We start from the raw sequence: 14,748 nt of genomic DNA, 5'->3' as shown, positions 1-14,748 counted from the left end.
TCCCGCCTTTCTTTTTTCTACAAACAGCATAGCCTACAAATCACAACAAAAAAACAACAGCCATTTATTTCTGCTGTTGTTCTTCTAATACATAATTTTTAAACACTGCCTCAACTTCCGCACCGCCATCTGCTACATTTTTTATCAGCAGTTTCCCACCATGCCGTTCGCAGTAGATACGGCTGATATACATACCCATTCCAAAATGCTTTAAGTCATCCTGTGGATTCTCATGATAAAACGCCTGTGTCACCCTGTCGATATTTTCCTGAAATCCAATTCCGTCATCCCTGATACTCATTTTCAGATATTGGGGTGTCACTGTCAGCTTCAGCCTAACTTCCTGATTGGCATAGCGGAATGCGTTAGCCAACAGATTATCCGCTACTTCCATGATGATTTCCTCATCCGCAGTCAGTATTTCAGATTCTCTCACTGTCGTCACTGTAAAATTCTTTTCTGATTTTTCCACCACGACTTCTGCCAGAGCTTCTATCTGGTTTATCAACTGCCGGATATCTACCACGGAACAGTTTAATTCCCGTTCTTCCAATTTCGTCATCTTCCTCATACTATCAATAAAATGGTTCATCCGTTCAATCTGAAGCATACCGCCCCTTAACATCTCCATCATTTTCTCTTGATCAAGCATATCTTCCGGAACAAATTCCAAAAGCATTTCCTGATATCCCCGCATGATTGCAAGCGGCGAGCGGATATCATGGGCAATCGCTGCACGCAGTACCCGCTCATCTTCGATCATCTGCCAAAGTCTACGGTTATTTTCTTCCAACTGCCCACGCATCCTTTCAAATTCCCTGCACAGCATCCCCATCTCGTCCTCGTTCTCATAAGCCATATGAAAATCCAGATCTTCCTCCGCAATCATCTGTGATGCCATCTTCAGTTCCTGAATCGGTCTCTTTAATTTATTTTTGTAAAACAGGCTGACCGCAATTCCACATCCGGCAAAAGAAAAAAGCAATACTCCGTACGTCCGAAGGAAATCACAGGTTTCTGAAATATGCCAGTCCATTCTGCTCATTTTACTCTGATTCGGTCTCGGTACCACTACCTCAAAATTTTCATTGCGGTCATTCATTGCCTGATAATACTCGTCCTGATCCACGTACTTCCACCAGACCTCCTCCTGTATCTGCCCGGCAATCTCAATAATTGACACAGAAAGAAAAAAAGTGACAATCAAGCTGAGTATCGTATATAAAACCATTGTCTTTTTCAAGGATAAATTTCTTATCTTTTCCATCGATACCCCATCCCCCATACTGTCTCAATGTATTCTGTCTGCGTATATTCCGCCAGTTTCTTTCTCACTCTCCGGATCAGTTCCGTAACAACACGGCTGTCACCTTCCGCATCATAACCACACACCTTTTCGTATATCCGCTCCCTGTCAAAAACCTGTCCTGGATTCATGGACAAAAACTCAATGATTGCATATTCCAGCTTCGTAAGCTCCAAATCATTTTCACCGATCTGAACCCTCTTTGCTCCATAATCAATACTGAGGTCTCCGTGGAATCTGTATTCAGACTTCCCTTTATGACGCTCCTCACGCTTCAAATGTGCAATAATACGAGCATCCAGTTCTTTCAGACTAAACGGCTTCAGTATATAGTCATCCCCACCGGATAAAAGCCCGTTTACCCTGTCCTGCTCCTCCACTTTTGCCGTCAGGAAGATAATGGGACAAGTTACTTTGCCCCGGATACGTCTGCATACTTCTAATCCGTCTATTTTAGGCATATTGATGTCCAGCAAGATAATATCCGGTTTCTTATGGATTTTTTCCAAAGCATCTGTGCCATCTTCTGCCATCATTACATCATATCGTTTGATTTCAAAATAGTTCTTTAACATCTTTAATAATTCGATGTCATCATCCACGATCAAAATTCTATATGCCACTTTTATCACCTCGTTTTATCAGTATACAACGAAAAAAACAATAAATAAACAACAAGAGAAACACTTCGAGCCGCCCATTGCCGGACGGCTCCTTTTATGCCCGAAAGCGATAACCAACACCACGTATCGTTTCTATGTAGTGCGGTGTTTCCGGATTTTCTTCTATTTTCTTTCTCAAGTTCTTAATCAGACCGTAAATTCGGTTATTCACTTCTGACTCCGCTTCCTCATAGATATGCTGATAGATCTGTTCTTTCGTGAATACCCGATTAGGAGATAAAGCAACCACAGCGATTTGCTTCAAAAGTCTCTTTCGCCTGGTATACCGTTTATAACTTCTCATGTTTATCACCTTCAATCTGCTTTCAAATTTAATAATCTATATTTTATGACAATTCAGCATATAGAAAAGTTAGTTATTCGTGAAAATTATTTTTAAATTTAGAACTTGCATAACCACTACGATGTAAAAACAGTTTAGAGGCATTTATGACAGAGATTGATTTTATCTGGTTTTCGACTTTCTCCACGAAAGTGGCAAAAAATACCTGGCTACGAATTCCTTCGCTTAGGGCAAATCTGAAATCCTGAACGCTTTTATTCCTGTAGCCGACAAATTTGTCATCAACATAAGGCAAAAGCTTCATTGAGGAATCTATTTCATTTGACATATACTACATCTAGTGTTATACTATTCTTATATCAATTATTTGTGTCAATCCGGAAAGGATTTATCACACGCAGTTTAGGTTTGAAACGTAGTCAGGAGTTTTCCTATGCCCAACAAGCAGCAGGGACTTCTGGCTTTTTTTATTTTGCAGGAAACTGCATCTATTTTGAGAATGAACATAAGCGTCATTCTCTTTTTTTATGCCTGAACGCAGGGAAAGGAGGATTACGGAAACAAATGATTCCGGAACTGGCACGCCACAAAAGAAAGGAGACTCTATGTCAGTCAAAAGAATTAAGAATCTTGTAAAACAACTCAATGAATACCGTCATGCCTACTACAATCAGGATGCCCCTCTGGTATCTGATGCCGAGTATGACCGACTCTTTGACGAACTGAAGGAACTGGAGGAACAGACTGGTTTCATCCTGTCAAATTCTCCGACACAGACGGTTGGATATTATCCGGTCAGTGAACTTGCCAAAGTCACCCATCCGATTCCACTGCTCTCGCTTGAGAAAACAAAACTGATTTCAGAGCTTTTAGATTTCATGAAAGGACAGGAAGTTCTCTTTATGCTGAAACTGGACGGTTTGACTACCAAACTCATTTACGAAGATGGCAGACTGATTCAGGCTTCTACCCGTGGAGATGGTGAAGTGGGGGAAGATATTACACACAATATCCCGGCATTTTTAAATGTACCGCTTACCATTCCACACAAAGAACGTCTGGTCATTACCGGTGAGTCTTTTATACCAACCAATGATTTTGAACGTCTGAAAGATACTCTGCGTGATGGAAATGGAAAACCTTATAAAAACGGACGTAATTTTGCTTCCGGATCAGTACGAAGTCTTGATCCGAAGAACTGTATCGGACGTTGTGTTCGCTTTCTTCCGTTCAATGTATTAGAAGGAATGGAGGATGTTCCCTTCCCGGACAGCAGAGCCTGCAAATTAGAAGGTTTAACACACCTGGGCTTTGGTTACTGCCCGTTTTTCTCAATTTCAGGAACCGGACTTTCAAAAGAATATGCGGAGAAATTCATTCAGGAATTGGTATCCACAGCAGCAAATTTACATCTTCCTATCGATGGCATTGTCATGATTTTTGACAGTCTCAGCTACTCCAAAAGCTGCGGAAAAACCGGACACCACTATAAGGACGGCCTCGCCTATAAGTTTGAGGATGATACCTACGAAACTTTCTTGCGTGAAATTGAATGGACACCGACCAGATTCGGAGAGATTGCTCCGGTCGGCATCTTCGATACCGTGGAGATTGACGGCTGTGATGTTTCCAGAGCTTCCCTTCATAATCTGACCTTTATCAAAAATCTGGAGCTTGTACCCGGATGCCGGATTCTTGTTTCCAAACGAAACATGATCATCCCACATATAGAGGATAATCTGGATCGTGGAAGGTATACCGACATCACGCCTCCGGTCTGCCCTTGCTGTGGTTCCAAAACCAGAACCTACAGCCGTAAGACCAGCGACGGTCGCACCGTAGAAACTCTGCATTGTGATAATCCGCAGTGCGACAGCCAGATCACAAGAAGGTTTGTCCATTTTGCCAGCAAGAAGGCAATGAACATCGAAGGACTGTCAGAAGCCACTTTAGAAAAATTCCTGAATCTGGGCTATCTGCACTCTTTTCAGGACATCTATCATCTGGAGGAACACCGGGAAGATATTGTGGCACTGGACGGATATGGTGAGAAATCTTTCGACCGCTTGTGGGAATCCATCAACGCCAGCCGGAGGACCAGCTTTGTCCGCTATCTGGTTTCCATGGATATTCCTATGATCGGCAGAACCAAAAGCCGGATTCTGGACACCGTATTTTCCGGAAATTTAACTGCATTTGAACAGGCGGCTGTCGGAGATTACGACTTCACTCAGTTAGAGGATTTTGGCGAAATCTTAAATCACAACATCCATTCCTGGTTTGCAGATGAAGCAAATCTTGATTTATGGAAAAACTTACAGAACGAATTCACATTTGAACAAAGAAAGGAAGAGACCATTATGACAAAAGAAAACAAATTTACAGGATGTACCATCGTAGCAACAGGGAAACTGGAGCATTTTACCAGAGACGGTATCAACGATAAGATTCTGGAGCTTGGTGCCAAACCTGGCAGCTCTGTAACAAAGAAAACCGATTACCTGATCTGCGGGGAAAAAGCCGGCAGCAAACTGGCAAAAGCCCAGAGCCTTGGTATTCCAATTCTTACAGAAGCTGAATTTTTGGAGATGATTGCATAACCATCTCTGCAATAGATGAGAATTATTTTGAGGTGTGGCTGAAAGGCCGCACCTCTTTTACAAAGGAGGAATTTATAATGAATCAAACAAATACAAGCAAGCGCATACCTACACAGATCAATGAATTTCGGGGAGATTATGCTTTTCTAAGCAATTTCTATCCGGCACCGGTCTCTTACATGGGACAAACCTATGCAAATAATGAAGCTGCTTTTCAAGCGCAGAAAACACTCTCTGCGAGAGAGCAACGCAAATTCTGTATTTTTCGGATGCATAATCCTTCTGATGCAAAGAAACTCGGCAGAGATCTTACATTACGCCCGGACTAGGAAAAAGTGAAAGTCCGGCTCATGTATGAAATCTGCATGTGCAAATTCATGCAGAACCCGGAACTCCGGGATAAACTTCTTGCAACCGGAGAGTCCACACTTATTGAAGGAAACAACTGGGGTGACTATTTCTGGGGCAAAGTCAATAACTGCGGAGAAAACCAGTTAGGAATCATCCTGATGGATGTACGTGCGAAGCTGCAGTGGAATGCAGAAACAGCGCCCAATAATATACCTCAATGTCTGCAATAAAGGAAAGGATGGTCTAATAGAATGAATGAAAATGCAAAAACAAAATTAGTGCTTGAGTATACTGGCATGGATGATTTTTCCTGTCCGGTATATAAGGACCAATTCGGAAAGTTGTGGAAGGATATTGACCTTGGCAAAGAGCCTGAACCGAATCTTTATTCTTTATCTTTTAACCATATTGATGGAGAACCTTCCCATCCCATACAGCAGGAGTACACATTTCATCCGGCTCCGTATCAAAGAAGTTCCTATGAATTCGAGTACCGGATGTTAAGTAAATTACAGTCTGACTGTGAATACTATCTGGGCTACGGAAATCGCAGTCCGTCTATCCTATGCAATCATAGCGTTCAAAACCATATTGCCCGTATGAAAGAATTATGGAATGGTTTTCCCACAGATCAGAAACCGGAATGGCTGACCTGGGAACAGCTTCTTCAGTACGAAAAAGTAATGACAGAAACCGGAATACCCGTGAAGAACTGCTCAGACTAGACAATTCATCATTTATCAGAAATTACCCTCTATATTATCCATTCATATTTTGATATAATAGGAACAGTTGAAAGAAAGGAGCATTTCCCATGTATCTGAAAAGAAAAGTTTACGATCAGCTTCTGGATTGGAAAAACGATACCGTCCACAGCACCTTGGAAGTGAATGGTGCCAGACAGGTCGGAAAAACATATATTATCAATAAATTTGCGGATGAGAACTTCAGGCACAAGATCTACATTAACCTGTTTGATTTGTCCGGCAAACAATTTATGGAATGTTACAAAAAAGCCACAGACTGGACTCCCGGTACAAAACGACCGGAGCAGCCGCTTCACGATGCTTTTAAACTCTTCGATCCGGATTTTGAAGATACCAACGATACAGTCATCATTATTGATGAAATTCAGGAATCCTCAGAGATATTCAACCGTATCCGAGAATTTACCCGCTATTTTCAAGCGCATTTCATTGTAACTGGAAGTTATCTGGGACGTGTACTGGAACCAGAATTCAAATTCTCCAGTGGAGATATTACCAGTATCCGTATTTATACCCTTTCCTTTAAAGAGTTTTTGGAAGCATTGGATGACCAGCTTTTTCAGAAGTATCTATCACTTCCACTGGATCATGCAGATGACACCGTACCGGAACTATATGACGAATTAAAGAATGTTTACGACATCTATAGACAGATTGGCGGCTATCCAAAGGTTGTGGAAACATACCTTAACACAAAAGACGTGGAAGCAGCTCAAAAAGAGCTTGTTAGAATCATCCGCATTTTCTTAAACGAATCTATGCGGTACTTTGATGACATCACAGATATTAGTGTTTTTACCAACATCTTTTTAAGCATCTGCCGTATTCTGCTTCGTGAAAAGAAAGGATTAGATGAGGACAGTATAAGTGAAGAACTGCAAAAGCTCGTTACAAAGAATTACTCCAGTAATCTTTCTAAAGCAACCTGCTATCGTGCTATCAACTGGCTTTACCATTCTGGAATCATCGGTTTCTGTGGCAAAATCACAGAACTGGACATCTTGAATTTCAAACCGGGAAGCCGCTGCTTCTTCATGGATCTTGGAGTTGCATATTATTATCTCTCCAGAACTGGTGCTACTGTATCAACTATGGATGGCTCATTGAACGAAAACTATGTTTACATTAACTTGTCCAAACGCCAGGAATTCCCGGAAGAAATTATCTTTGAGACACCGGCTTTTGCTACTTATAAAGGTGGTGAAATTGATTTTGTAGCTCAGACATTGAAAACTCACATCCGCTATCTGATTGAAGTTAAAGCCGGTAAGGGAACTGCATCTACTGCCTTGAAGGCATTGGAACAGGGGAAGGCCAATAAACTACTATATCTGAAAGGTGATACCAAAGGCGGAACCGTTGGAAACGTACAAACACTTCCTATCTATCTGCTAGAACAATATCATTTTTAATCAAAGAAAGAATACTTCGAGCCGCCCATCCGGACGGCTCTTTTCATCTATATTCTTGTATATTTATTTTACTAACAGCGCATCATTCTTTGAAAGAAGATATATACAGTATTGATTCATACTGATGCCTTCTTTTTTTGAGTGTTCCGCCAGATCCCGGTGTAAGCTGCGTGGCATCCTTATTTTAAACTGTCCCGAATACTCTTCCAGGCTTCCCGGTTCGTGAATCTCAATCCCTTCTTCCAGTGCAGCTTCTAACCATGCTTTTTTTGCATCCGCTGCATTTTCAACTGCCCTTTCTATCGTCTCTCCACAGGTGATGCATCCCGGCAGTTCCGGATAAGAAACCACAAATCCACCTTCATCCTTATCTTCCACAATTTCCATGCGATAGGACATTGCCAAATAATCATTCAGTGTCTTCATCGTTTTTCGCCTCACTTTCTACAATCTGCTTTACCATTTCAACATAAATTTTCTTGATTGGTTCGTGTTTCGGTATTGTTATCGGCTGGCATCCCGCTTTACGGAATGTATAATGGCTGCTCCCACTTCTCGGAGCATTTATCTCATATCCATAACTTTCTAATACTTTTCTTAGTTCATCAAAACGAAGGTCTTTCGATAATGAGCAAATTCTTGTCAATAGTTTATCCCATTTCGACATCTTTAATGCCTCCTATCTATAGTATATGTGGTGTCATATGTGGTGTCAATCTGTTTTTCATCTTTCTTGGTCAAATAAGGCTGCAGCTCTTTCTTAGCAGCCGTCACAAATTCTTCTTTTCTCGAACTTACCATATAAATCTTCCAGAGCATCAGATTCAGCTTTTCCGCATCCACTGCTTTGCATTTCTTTTTAATCATGCGGATAAACGGATAGATTACCGTATCCGATAACTTGTTCCCAGCAATCAACATCGTTCCATCCGTTCCATATACCTCATACAGACATTCCAAAATACTCCCCAAATCTGTCACCAATCGGAATGCCGGCTTTTCATATTTCTTTTTAGCTTCCATCATATGCTCCTCCTACATTCGAACCGTCAGTCCACTGAGACTCGTCTTAGGAAGCCCTACCAGATACCAGTCTTCATCCATTTCAATCCGAACCGGAATCCATGCATCCTTTACCTTCACATCAAAACATTCTCCGCAATGAAGACCTCCATAATAAGATTCAATCCCAAACCGGATATCAAATCTTCCCATTGATGGATCATAAATTAAAGTACCTATTCTCTTTTCACTCATATTTCTTTCCTCCTGAAATTCTTTGGTCTATATAAGTAATAGGACTTTAATTTGCAGAATTTGAAAGTTCCGGGTATTTTTCATAAAAAGTTTTTCGATAGCGATAAAAAGTTGAGTGCGTCATTCCCAAATTTTTACGAAGCTGTGTAGGTGTCGTTTCTCCAGAAACTACGCTTTGAAAGTTCTCATCAAAAGTTTCCTGCTTCATCACACTTGGTCTTCCATAATCATCCCATTCGCCCCGCAATTTCTTCGCTTCTATCCCTTCCCGCTGTCGCTTCTCCTTTTTCTCCAGCTCTGCCTGCGCCATAGAAGCATAAAGCTCCAGCATCATGTTATTGATTGTTTCCAGCATCATCCTTGCCATCGCATTATCCATCACAGATAAATCCATAAGCGTAGTCGGCAGTTCCAGAACCATAAGCCGCACTCCCATGTTCTTAATCCGCTGGATCTGTTGCATGGTGTCATACTTGTTTCTTCCCAGTCTGTCCAATTCTGTAACAATCAAAATATCTCCCGGCCGCAGGACATCCTCCACTAAAACGGTATATCTCGGACGATTAAAATTCTTCCCTGTCTCCTGATCCGTAAAAATATTCGTAAGTGCCATCTCATGCTCGTTACAGTACCGCTCAATTTCCTGTATGCCACGGTCAAGATGCTGCTCCTTTGTACTGGTACGGTGATATCCATATATCTGCATCCACATTTCTCCTTTCCATGTCCCAAAATATCCACACTTTTATTGGTATATTTCAAAACTGTGTGTGTAACCTTTTTGAAATATAATCCCTCTTTCCGGAACGTACTTCTAAAATGTATACATTTTGGGATATGTTTCTTTTCTATTTCTGTACGTACCAGAGCCGAAAAGTGCAACAAATATGACAAAAAACTCCCAGAGGATGTTACTCCCCTGAGAGTGGTTGAAACTTATAGCCCACACCTCGGACGGTGCGGATGTAATTCCAGTTCCGTGAATCTACTTTTAACTTTTTACGAAGCTGGCTAATGCAGCACATAACCGCATTAGCACAGTCAATCGGTTCTTCCTTCCAGACATTACGATAAATCTCCTCGTGAGAGAATACCCAGCCAGGATGTTCTGTTAGATATTTTAGTACCGTAAATTCTTTCAGACTCAATTCAATCTTTTGATCATTCATAAAAACAGTATGACAGCGAATATCTATCTGTAGGTTTTTGTCTTTGTAATGCAATTTACTTTCCTCCTAATCTGTTTCACCTTATCACAGCTAATCTAAAATGCTATTATTAGACTGCCAAAACTCAAATTCAAAACCAGAGCAATGCTTTACCTGCAAATAGTCTGGTAATAGACCAGTAGAATCGCAATAGCTGCAAGAGCCAGAAACGGCAAACACATAATTACCGGGGCAGAGTGAAGTGATAAATAAGAACCACTGATTTTTTAGCATTTCAGCCGGATATACAAGCCATCCCCATAGATTGGTGACCGTTACTGTTAAAATTACAGCACTGCCTATATATGTGGCAGCTCCTTTCCGGGTAAAGTTAAAGTCGCAGACCTTTACGACCTACGGCTTAATAGTACGAAAAGACATTAACTTTTCTGTAAAAGAATTTGATGTACTTTATATGCTATATTCTAATCCAGGGATGGCTTTTACTAAACAACAGATTTATGAAGCAGTTTGGCATGAAAAAGCAAATGGTTATTTCCACGCCGTGGAAAACACTATTTTTCAAATACGCAAGAAGATAAAAAAGTATTCCAGCGACAAGAATTACATAAAAACAGTAGTTGGATATGGGTATAAATTTGAAGTTTAATCTGCAGGATATAAGGAGCACCGGGTTTGAGGGAGATTCCCCACTAAGAAAATTTCTATGTTCTGGCTACAAAGCCGGAACATAGGTCGGCATCCATCCCTGTTTCTTCCCAATCCTGCAGACCTAATAAGAAATCAGCTAGTGACTTCTTCATCAAAAGTCTTTTTTTAGAGAAATAATCCATTTTTCAATAGCATCCGCCAAAACTATCTGCTGTTGCAATACTGCCATACCAGTCTTAGGGATTTCCGGATCATTCTCTTTCTCTCGAAGATTTTCCTCCAGATAAGTTTTTAATATTTCAATATTTTCCTCAATACTGGCAATACATGATTGTTGACTTTCAGGCGGTAACTTATCCAAATTTACAATTACTGCATTAAAATCTAAAAAAAAGTGAATGGGTTTAGAGGCTGTTTCCATCATAAGCTTTACAAATTCTTTTTCGCCTTCATCTGTTAATGAATAAACTGCTTTTTCAGGCATCTTACCTTCTTTCACAATTTCTCCTTTAATGAAGCCTTTTTCCTCCAACTGAATTGCTTTTTTGTAAATGGATGGTGTACTGATTTTTACCCATTTTGATATATTACGATATTCCACTAATTTTTGAATATCATAGGCTCCCATCGGTTCCTTTTTCAATATTCCTAACACAATTAAATCTATTGTAGCCATAGTTCACCCACTTTCTATATCCACGAAAGCTATAAAATACTTACGGTTATATATACTGTAATTTATAGTATTTGATTTTATACCTCTTGTCAAGGAAATTGCAGGATACACGCTTGACAACTACTATAAATTATAGTAGTATTCTCTCACGTAGTATACTATAATTTATACTACTATAATTTATATTCTTAATTGAAAGGAGTATTTGAAATGAACAAGAATAACAACAAAATGGATTTATTAGGAAATGCACCTGTTCCCCAAGCACTAATGGCTCTTGGTATACCGATAATGATTGGTATGCTTATTAACGCTCTCTACAATTTGGTGGATGCTTATTTCATAGGAGGACTTGGCGAGAGTCAAATGGGTGCAATTTCCATTGCGTTTCCTTTAGGACAAGTAGTTGTTGGTTTAGGTCTGATGTTTGGCAATGGTGCCGCCTCCTACTTATCAAGACTTTTAGGGCGAGGAGATAGGGAAGCTGCAAGTAAAGTCGCCAGTACTGCATTATACAGCAGTGTTTGTATTGGCGCAGTTATTATTATCGGAACTGCAATTTTTTTGAAACCTATTTTAACCATGTTAGGTGCAACAGACACGATTATGCCATACGCCCTTTCTTATGGAAGAATCTATGTTATTTCATGTATTTTCAATGTATTTAATGTAACGATGAACAATATCGTTGCAAGTGAAGGCGCCGCAAAAACAACTATGTGTGCATTATTATTAGGAGCTGTATTGAATATTGGTTTAGATCCTATTTTCATCTATACTCTCGACATGGGGGTTGCTGGTGCGGCAATCGCTACAGCAATTTCTCAAATGGCTTCTACTCTTGTATATTTAATTTATGCATTACAGAAAAAAAGCGCTTTTACATTTTCCATTAAGGAATTTTGTCCTTCTAAGCAGATCATAACTGAAATTCTGAAAATCGGTATACCCACATTGACTTTCCAGCTTCTTACAAGCCTTTCTATCGCATTCATAAACCGGGAAGCTAATATCTATGGAGATGCTGTTATCGCCGGAATGGGCGCTGTTACAAGAATCACTTCAATGGGAACTCTGGTTGTGTTCGGCTTCTTAAAAGGTTTCCAACCAATTGCCGGCTTTAGCTATGGTGCCAAAAAGTTTGATCGGCTCAGGGAAGCAATTAAAACTTCTATCTTATGGTCAACAATATTTTGTGTAGTTGTGGGATTGACAATAGCCCTATTTTCCACACAGATTATTTCGCAATTTACAGAAGGCAATACAGAGATGATTTCTGTAGGTCAAAAATCGCTAATGGCAAATGGATTTTCCTTCTTCGTATTTGGATTTTACACAGTGTATTCTTCTCTGTTTCTTGCACTTGGAAAAGGCACCGCCGGATTCGTTCTTGGGGCTTGCCGACAAGGTATTTGCTTTGTTCCGATCATTCTGTTGCTCCCATCATTCTGGGGCATAAATGGAATACTATATGCACAACCGATTGCCGATGTAATTTCTGCTATTGTTACTGTGTTTATGGCTCTACATCTTCATAAAGAACTGGCAACAACAAAAGAGCATTAAAGCATCAGGCAACATAATAGATCAACACCGTCTGCCGCTTCGAACTGAGGCAATATCACCCTTCAAAAAACAATCACTCCCAGAGGATGTTACTCCCCTGAGAGTGATTGCAGCCTTTGTTTAAGATAACTTACTCAATTATCTGGAATCTCTGGATACACTGAAGCAATGTACTTACCAGTTCCTGATACAGATCTTCATCAAATCTGCCATTCACAATCGCATTCTTAATTAAAAGCGGCTTATATATCTCTAAAATCTTCAGTACCGCATCTGCATTTCCTTCTTTTGCCTTTAAAAGTAATCGTTCAAAATTCATTAGTTTTCACCTCCCATCACCTTGCGGATCTTCCGGATTGCATAATAATAAATACCCTTGCATCGCTCCTCTGATAACCCGTTTAGCCTGCTCATTTCCTCAAAAGTACGTTCTTCAAACACATGCTGGTAAATCAGCTTCCGTTCTTCATCCCGCAGCGTATGAAGCGCTTTCATCAGTCTTTCATCTGACATCTTATTCCATTCTGGATATTTCCCCTGTGCCTCCTGCAATAAAAGCTGCTCCCTCGTTTGGTTCTCCAGCAATTCTTCGATTACAATTCTTGCCTCCATCTGTCCAATATCCTCCAACAGTTCTTCTGCATCAGCCATCTGGATTTTCTTCTCCAGATAATCATGTCGTTTTCCACGGACAAACTGTATCAGATATGCTGTAAAGTGATTTTGTATCTTTGATCCTGTATATGTTTTTTTGTTCATTTGTTTTATCCTCCGAAATTTTTTATCACGTTCCAAAAAATTCCGAGGATGGCGGTGAGCGGCAACAAAACGTGACACTGCCTTCATTTTTTCGAAAAAAAGAAAGGCTGGACCACTCTATTCGTAGTCCAGCCGATACTTCTCTTTCTATGTAATTGTGTAGGATATGCGATGATAGTATCTCATATACTGCATATTCTAACTTCTCTCCGACACATTGTATGGATAAGATTTTTTTAACAGATTCAGTTCCTCTTTGGCTTTTATCTTATGCTGTCCATTCATGTCTGTCGTACTTACTTCCATGTTTCTCTATTTGTGCATGTGTTATCCTGCTTATCATAACGCACTTTAACGCATTTCGTATAGTGTTAATCTACGATAAAATATATGCATTAAGTGAGGTGATATAGATGGTGAAAAAATTATTGGGAGATGCAGTCAGGGAAGAACGTCTCCGCCGCAATCTTTCGCAAAACAGCCTTGCGGAACAGGCAAAGATTTCTTTACGGACTGTCTCTGATATTGAAAACTATATTGGCAATCCACAGTTGGAAACACTTTATGCCTTGGCAACTTACTTACATATTTCCATAGATGCTATATTTTCTAACCAGAAAACGAACCCGGATTCTACCATGCAGCAAATCATGGCAGAACTAAATTCCTGCCCGGAGGAGCAGAAACAGCTTGCCCTTTCTACACTGCGTGGACTTCTGGATGGATTCAAGAACCTAAGTTAAGGCTCTCCCGTATCCTTCATCATCTACACATTATACAAAGACAATCTGTGAGTAATCTGTGAATAGTCTGTGAGTTTTCTGTCTATTCCCATTCTGATACAAAGAACAGGAGAGTACACTGCCATAAGCATGTGTATCTCTCCTGCTTTTTTATGCCCTGCGAAATGCACTGATAGCATCCACTACATTCTGTCTCATAGTCTGATCCATCCGCAGCGGTTCTTCTTCCATCAAATCAACTTCTGTGGGCATTTCTCTATTTATCTTAGAAACGTCCTGCCCTTCCAATACCTTTCTTACTTCTTCCCGGATGATTTGCTGCATCATTGGCCGGAGCATATCCGGTTCCATGCTTATACTGCCATTACCTGTCTCATCCGTTCTTCCCGTATATGCCAGAATTGCCGCAACGATCAGTTTTGCTTTTTTCTCTGTCGTATTCAGAAGTTCTGTCACATACACGTGATCTGGATCCGACTTATCAAAACCAATAGTGAATACAAACGGATTTTTCTTTCCCATAAA

22 protein-coding genes are annotated in these 14,748 nt (G+C 40.3%); 8 read left to right on the top strand and 14 right to left on the bottom strand.

Annotated elements, in window-relative coordinates:
- Positions 1–64: 64 nt before the first annotated feature.
- The 4 genes from NQ489_RS02110 to NQ489_RS02095 form a co-directional block, all read right to left on the bottom strand.
- A complete protein-coding gene (locus NQ489_RS02110) occupies positions 65–1,267 on the bottom strand; it encodes a HAMP domain-containing sensor histidine kinase (protein WP_005333442.1) in 1,203 nt (400 codons plus the stop codon).
- The gene (locus NQ489_RS02105; protein ID WP_023921570.1) at positions 1,255–1,929 is read right to left on the bottom strand and encodes a response regulator transcription factor; all 675 of its coding nucleotides are present in this window, start codon (positions 1,927–1,929) and stop codon (positions 1,255–1,257) included. Before NQ489_RS02105 ends, NQ489_RS02110 begins: the two co-directional genes overlap by 13 nt.
- Positions 1,930–2,023: 94 nt before the next feature.
- Positions 2,024–2,272 carry a winged helix-turn-helix domain-containing protein gene (locus tag NQ489_RS02100; protein WP_005333437.1) on the bottom strand — a complete coding sequence of 83 codons (249 nt, stop codon included), beginning with the start codon at positions 2,270–2,272 and terminating at the stop codon, positions 2,024–2,026.
- A gap of 73 nt (positions 2,273–2,345) precedes the next feature.
- Entirely contained in the window at positions 2,346–2,600 is a 255-nt protein-coding gene (locus NQ489_RS02095) for a hypothetical protein (protein WP_005333435.1), read from the bottom strand.
- Positions 2,601–2,877: 277 nt separating this feature from the next.
- On the opposite strand from NQ489_RS02095, the gene ligA reads away from it, so the two are divergent.
- The 5 genes from ligA to NQ489_RS02070 all read left to right on the top strand — a co-directional run bounded on the left by ligA (position 2,878) and on the right by NQ489_RS02070 (position 7,402).
- Positions 2,878–4,872 carry an NAD-dependent DNA ligase LigA gene (gene ligA / locus NQ489_RS02090; RefSeq protein ID WP_040015507.1) on the top strand — a complete coding sequence of 665 codons (1,995 nt, stop codon included), beginning with the start codon at positions 2,878–2,880 and terminating at the stop codon, positions 4,870–4,872.
- 77 nt (positions 4,873–4,949) lie between these two features.
- Positions 4,950–5,201, top strand: a complete 252-nt coding sequence (locus tag NQ489_RS02085) for an NADAR family protein (RefSeq protein ID WP_227945573.1) — start codon at positions 4,950–4,952, stop codon at positions 5,199–5,201.
- Positions 5,202–5,222: 21 nt separating this feature from the next.
- Positions 5,223–5,453, top strand: coding sequence for an NADAR family protein (locus tag NQ489_RS02080; protein ID WP_021650055.1), 231 nt, complete (start codon positions 5,223–5,225; stop codon positions 5,451–5,453).
- A 21-nt stretch (positions 5,454–5,474) separates the two neighbouring features.
- Positions 5,475–5,948 (top strand): LPD11 domain-containing protein, encoded by a 474-nt coding sequence (locus NQ489_RS02075; RefSeq protein WP_005333427.1) that lies wholly within the window; start codon positions 5,475–5,477, stop codon positions 5,946–5,948.
- A gap of 89 nt (positions 5,949–6,037) precedes the next feature.
- Positions 6,038–7,402: an ATP-binding protein gene (locus tag NQ489_RS02070; protein ID WP_005333425.1), complete on the top strand. Its 1,365-nt coding sequence runs from the start codon at positions 6,038–6,040 to the stop codon at positions 7,400–7,402.
- Between the two features lie 63 nt (positions 7,403–7,465).
- On the opposite strand, the gene NQ489_RS02065 is transcribed toward NQ489_RS02070, so the two are convergent.
- The 6 genes from NQ489_RS02065 to NQ489_RS02040 form a co-directional block, all read right to left on the bottom strand.
- Positions 7,466–7,828, bottom strand: a complete 363-nt coding sequence (locus NQ489_RS02065; RefSeq protein ID WP_005333424.1) for a type II toxin-antitoxin system HicB family antitoxin — start codon at positions 7,826–7,828, stop codon at positions 7,466–7,468.
- Entirely contained in the window at positions 7,812–8,069 is a 258-nt protein-coding gene (locus tag NQ489_RS02060; RefSeq protein ID WP_005333422.1) for a type II toxin-antitoxin system HicA family toxin, read from the bottom strand. The genes NQ489_RS02065 and NQ489_RS02060 overlap by 17 nt, the downstream gene beginning before the upstream one ends.
- Before the next feature lie 2 nt (positions 8,070–8,071).
- Positions 8,072–8,428 carry a hypothetical protein gene (locus NQ489_RS02055; RefSeq protein ID WP_005333420.1) on the bottom strand — a complete coding sequence of 119 codons (357 nt, stop codon included), beginning with the start codon at positions 8,426–8,428 and terminating at the stop codon, positions 8,072–8,074.
- Positions 8,429–8,437: 9 nt separating this feature from the next.
- The gene (locus NQ489_RS02050; protein ID WP_005333419.1) at positions 8,438–8,659 is read right to left on the bottom strand and encodes a DUF5348 domain-containing protein; all 222 of its coding nucleotides are present in this window, start codon (positions 8,657–8,659) and stop codon (positions 8,438–8,440) included.
- A 46-nt stretch (positions 8,660–8,705) separates the two neighbouring features.
- The gene (locus NQ489_RS02045) at positions 8,706–9,365 is read right to left on the bottom strand and encodes a recombinase family protein (protein ID WP_040015506.1); all 660 of its coding nucleotides are present in this window, start codon (positions 9,363–9,365) and stop codon (positions 8,706–8,708) included.
- 205 nt (positions 9,366–9,570) lie between these two features.
- On the bottom strand, positions 9,571–9,882 hold the full coding sequence (locus NQ489_RS02040; RefSeq protein ID WP_023921561.1) for a winged helix-turn-helix domain-containing protein: 312 nt from the start codon (positions 9,880–9,882) through the stop codon (positions 9,571–9,573).
- A 400-nt stretch (positions 9,883–10,282) separates the two neighbouring features.
- Here NQ489_RS02040 and NQ489_RS17790 point away from each other — a divergent pair, with 400 nt between their 5' ends.
- A complete protein-coding gene (locus NQ489_RS17790) occupies positions 10,283–10,477 on the top strand; it encodes a winged helix-turn-helix domain-containing protein (protein WP_233417854.1) in 195 nt (64 codons plus the stop codon).
- A gap of 153 nt (positions 10,478–10,630) precedes the next feature.
- Here the strand turns inward: NQ489_RS17790 and NQ489_RS02030 are convergent, their stop codons facing one another.
- Positions 10,631–11,155, bottom strand: coding sequence for a PadR family transcriptional regulator (locus NQ489_RS02030; RefSeq protein ID WP_005333410.1), 525 nt, complete (start codon positions 11,153–11,155; stop codon positions 10,631–10,633).
- A 210-nt stretch (positions 11,156–11,365) separates the two neighbouring features.
- On the opposite strand from NQ489_RS02030, the gene NQ489_RS02025 reads away from it, so the two are divergent.
- Positions 11,366–12,721, top strand: coding sequence for an MATE family efflux transporter (locus NQ489_RS02025; RefSeq protein WP_005333407.1), 1,356 nt, complete (start codon positions 11,366–11,368; stop codon positions 12,719–12,721).
- 130 nt (positions 12,722–12,851) lie between these two features.
- Here NQ489_RS02025 and NQ489_RS02020 read toward each other — a convergent pair whose 3' ends face one another.
- Together NQ489_RS02020 and NQ489_RS02015 are read right to left on the bottom strand one after the other, a co-directional pair.
- Positions 12,852–13,040, bottom strand: coding sequence for a helix-turn-helix domain-containing protein (locus NQ489_RS02020; RefSeq protein WP_005333406.1), 189 nt, complete (start codon positions 13,038–13,040; stop codon positions 12,852–12,854).
- Positions 13,040–13,480, bottom strand: coding sequence for a sigma factor-like helix-turn-helix DNA-binding protein (locus NQ489_RS02015; RefSeq protein ID WP_023921559.1), 441 nt, complete (start codon positions 13,478–13,480; stop codon positions 13,040–13,042). Before NQ489_RS02015 ends, NQ489_RS02020 begins: the two co-directional genes overlap by 1 nt.
- Before the next feature lie 413 nt (positions 13,481–13,893).
- On the opposite strand from NQ489_RS02015, the gene NQ489_RS02010 reads away from it, so the two are divergent.
- On the top strand, positions 13,894–14,223 hold the full coding sequence (locus NQ489_RS02010) for a helix-turn-helix transcriptional regulator (RefSeq protein WP_005333402.1): 330 nt from the start codon (positions 13,894–13,896) through the stop codon (positions 14,221–14,223).
- A gap of 150 nt (positions 14,224–14,373) precedes the next feature.
- Here NQ489_RS02010 and NQ489_RS02005 read toward each other — a convergent pair whose 3' ends face one another.
- A complete protein-coding gene (locus NQ489_RS02005; protein WP_005333400.1) occupies positions 14,374–14,745 on the bottom strand; it encodes a hypothetical protein in 372 nt (123 codons plus the stop codon).
- Positions 14,746–14,748 lie beyond the last annotated feature (3 nt).

Origin of the sequence: Blautia sp. KLE_1732_HM_1032, assembly GCF_025147905.1 — a bacterium.
GTDB lineage: Bacteria > Bacillota > Clostridia > Lachnospirales > Lachnospiraceae > Blautia_A > Blautia_A fusiformis.
Note: the sequence above shows the minus strand (reverse complement) of the source record. Positions and strands in the feature narration are given on the sequence as shown.